At 59.5% G+C, this 3,244-nt stretch carries 5 protein-coding genes; 3 read left to right on the top strand and 2 right to left on the bottom strand.

Annotation, left to right across the window (positions count from 1 at the left end; all coding sequences use genetic code 11):
- The 3 genes from N4A58_RS18320 to N4A58_RS18310 all read left to right on the top strand — a co-directional run.
- Window positions 1-802, top strand: an 802-nt coding sequence (locus N4A58_RS18320; protein ID WP_293712407.1) for a Mu transposase C-terminal domain-containing protein, incomplete at its 5' end; no start/stop codon positions are given.
- A gap of 1 nt (window position 803) precedes the next feature.
- On the top strand, window positions 804-1,685 hold the full coding sequence (locus N4A58_RS18315) for a TniB family NTP-binding protein (protein WP_093037101.1): 882 nt from the start codon (window positions 804-806) through the stop codon (window positions 1,683-1,685).
- Window positions 1,682-2,473: a TniQ family protein gene (locus N4A58_RS18310; RefSeq protein WP_093037357.1), complete on the top strand. Its 792-nt coding sequence runs from the start codon at window positions 1,682-1,684 to the stop codon at window positions 2,471-2,473. Before N4A58_RS18315 ends, N4A58_RS18310 begins: the two co-directional genes overlap by 4 nt.
- Here the strand turns inward: N4A58_RS18310 and N4A58_RS18305 are convergent.
- Both N4A58_RS18305 and N4A58_RS18300 read right to left on the bottom strand, forming a co-directional pair.
- A complete protein-coding gene (locus N4A58_RS18305) occupies window positions 2,470-2,856 on the bottom strand; it encodes a Mov34/MPN/PAD-1 family protein (RefSeq protein ID WP_293712390.1) in 387 nt (128 codons plus the stop codon). The two genes, N4A58_RS18310 and N4A58_RS18305, sit on opposite strands and share 4 nt — an antisense overlap.
- Window positions 2,853-3,244 (bottom strand): E2/UBC family protein (locus N4A58_RS18300; protein ID WP_293712387.1); only part of this gene is annotated, 392 nt, incomplete at its 5' end. The genes N4A58_RS18305 and N4A58_RS18300, both read right to left, overlap by 4 nt.

The following is a 3,244-nucleotide window of genomic DNA, read 5'->3' as shown; positions in this document are numbered from 1 at the left end:
ATGGGGGATCGATCTGGTCTATCGGCCGCCAGGCAGTCCTCATTTCGGAGGGCACATCGAACGATTGATCGGCACGATGATGGGGGCCGTGCACCTGTTGCCTGGAACAACGCAATCCTCGGTCGTGGCCAAGGGCGACTACGATGCCGAAGGCATGGCCACGATGACTTTAGGCGACTTCGATCGCTGGTTTGCCCTGGAAATCTGCCGCTACAACAACAGCATTCATTCAAGTCTTGGCTGTACGCCCGTCGCCAAATGGGAGGCGCTCTCAGAGCAAATGATGGGCGACATCCCCTTCGAGATGGAAGCCTTTCGGGTGAGCTTCTTGCCGAGCGAATTGCGCAAGGTCAGGCGTGACGGCATCCATCTGTTTCAGATACGGTACTGGTCGGATGCTCTTGCAGGCCACATTGGGCGCAGCGATGGGAAGGTGGTCGTTCGCTACGACCCTCGCGATATCTCAATGATCTGGGTCGAATTGGACGATGGCCGATATGTTGAGGCGCGTTACAGAAACCTGGAAATTCCGCCCGTGCCGCTCTGGGAATATCGCGAAGCCATGAGGAAGGCCCGTGCACTTGGCAAGTCCGGGTCCAATGAGCTGGTCCTGGCTGAGCTGATCCGACAGCAACGCCAGATCGAAGCTGAAAGCCGGGGCCTCACGAAGGCCGAACGCCGATCCCGTGAAAGAAAAGGGACATTGGAGGGCGCCAACTCGGCTGTCGCGACAACCGAAGGGCTGCGCGCGATCGATACGGGTGATACATCGCGCCCATTGTTCAAGGTAGAGAGATGGTGAATTGACGGCAGGGACAACTGAGGAAGACGGTCGGATCGCCCTCATTCAATCGGACATTTGGATCGGCTTTCCGCGGGCCGAACAAGTGCTGGACCGTTTGCAGGGTATGATCGAGGCGCCAAGGCAAACCCGTATGCCTGGCCTTCTTGTGCATGGCGCGTCCGGGATCGGAAAGACGATGATCGCCCGAAACCTGTCGCGCAAGTACGCACCAGAATACGATCCGCCGTCAGGCATCACGCGCACACCGCTTCTGCTGTTGCAAGCGCCGCCCGCACCCGACGAACGGCGGTTCTATCTGCACATCTTGGCCGCCGTCGGCGCCCCGGCGACGGCACTGAGCGCCCGCGCTCAAAATGTGGCTTCCCTCGAAGTCCGTGTCATCGCACTCTTGCGCGACCTTGGCCTGCGGATGATCATGATCGACGAGGTCCACAATCTTTTGGCCGGGACCCACCGCGAACAGCGCCGCTTTCTCAATGTTCTGCGGTATCTCAGCAATGAACTCGAAGTGTCGCTGGTATGCCTCGGGGTCAGCGAGGCCGTCGATGCCATCCGTGGTGATCTCCAGCTTGCCAGGCGGCTGGACGAACATCACCTGCCAAACTGGCGCGACGATGCCGAGTTCTCGGACATGATTCAAACACTCATCGCGGCAATGCCCCTCGAGAAGAAATCCAATCTGAAGGTCAAGTCGCTCAAGCAGATGCTTGCACTGACCGGTGGGGTGACCTCGCGCATCTTCGCCCTGATCAAGGATCTTTCCATCGACGCCATTGTCACTGGTGATGAATGCATCACCGATGACGCAATCGCAAAATGGACGCCGGTTTGGTCGCGTCACGCGTCCGCTGGGCGGCGGCTCGAGAAGTCCCGGGTGTGAAGCCGCGCCCGCTGCCAAAGACTGTCGCGCCGCTGCCAGACGAGTTGTTGTCAGGTTGGTTGTCTCGGCTGGCTGCGGCCAACTACTGTAATGACGCGGAACTGCTGGCCCATATCGAGATCGATACACGACATGGCGCCGCCCTGGACTTCGACGTTGAGGCGGCCGATGCGGAAAAGATATCTATCGCTGCGCGTGTCGATCCCGACACCGTGCAGTCAATGACTTTTAGGGCAATGACGAAAATGGAGATGATGCTCACAGCGCAAGTTCCTTTCCAGTCTTGCCCCGAGTGTTCCCGACGCGGCCTCTCGCTCAGGCATTGGCGGCGATCCTGGGCATTTGATTGCCAATTTTGCGGGACCCTACTTGTTCGGAGCCTCGCAAAGCCCGGTGACGAAAAGTTGCCTGAAAAACTGATAGACCGTGCGCGCTGCGGGGCAGGGCTGCTTGAGCACGCAGCGACGTCAAACCGCCCCAACCTACTTCGACGTGCGATGCGCGCGGTCACCTTTGGCATGTCGCTCAAGGCCGTCCGCGGGGATCCGTTATTCGCTCTTCAGAGCCCCAGACCGGAAGTGAGGCTGTTCTGCCTTGCGGCGATCGCTGCGGCCCAGTCTCGTCCGCTGATAAAAGCGGCCATATCCAGCGCCGGTGCCGACGACTATGTAAGAATTGCTCTGTTGCGCGCCTTCGAGAGAGAGCCACGTCTGCTTGCCGCAGTTGATCATGTTGCGCAACAGCGCGCCAGAAGCACAGGACCAAAGACAGCCGAATCTCACAGTTAAGGACAAAACTCGACGCTCAAAGCGCCATGTCTCAGATTTAAAGGCAAAGCGACATGTGTGGAGAATTCGGGATACCCGCCCGGGTGGCTATGGGCGATGCCGACGATCAGGCCTTCTGCTTTTGCCACACGACACAGGTCAAGAAACGATTTCGTTGACCAAGTGACATGCTTGTCGCTGGCCGAAATCAGATCCTCGTCCGGAACTGGGATCACGCGGTAGGACGTCAGTCGCAAACGGGATTGGCGATCCCAAGGGTCCATCGCGACACGGCTCACTCCATAAAGCACGTAGGCTGCGGCTTCATGGCCATCGGGGCGGTGCAGGAGCGCCCGAAGCTCGGCTTCGTGACGTTCCTGCAAGGTGAAATCGAGGCGGCTCATGCCGCAATCTCCAGCGCCGTCTCAACCCGCTTAAGCATGGTCCAGATACCATCGGTGCCGGGACGCCAGTCGCTGTTGTGCCGCGACCAACGCTGCCAGCGCTGCCCATTGAAGATCAGCGGCTGGTCGGCTTGACGCGGGTAGCGGCTCGAAAGGGCCAGTGTCAGCCAGGGCTGCGCATAGAACATGTCCGGCGCAGCATCCGGATAGCCCCGCGGCAGCAGGATCAGGATGTCGGCCTGTGCCACCTGATATTTGCCGTCCGGTAGGCAATAGCCTCGCAGGATTACACCGGTCTGCGCTCCTTCGCGGTATTCGACGAAAGTCAGGCCGCGTCCTTCGAGGTATCGGCGATCACGCATAGGCAGGATGGGGGCTTCCGCGCCTT

It is taken from the genome of Donghicola sp. (assembly GCF_025210255.1).
GTDB classification, from domain to species: Bacteria; Pseudomonadota; Alphaproteobacteria; order Rhodobacterales; family Rhodobacteraceae; genus Donghicola; species Donghicola eburneus.
The sequence above is the reverse complement of the archived record's forward strand: the minus strand, read 5'-3'. Positions and strand labels throughout refer to the sequence as shown.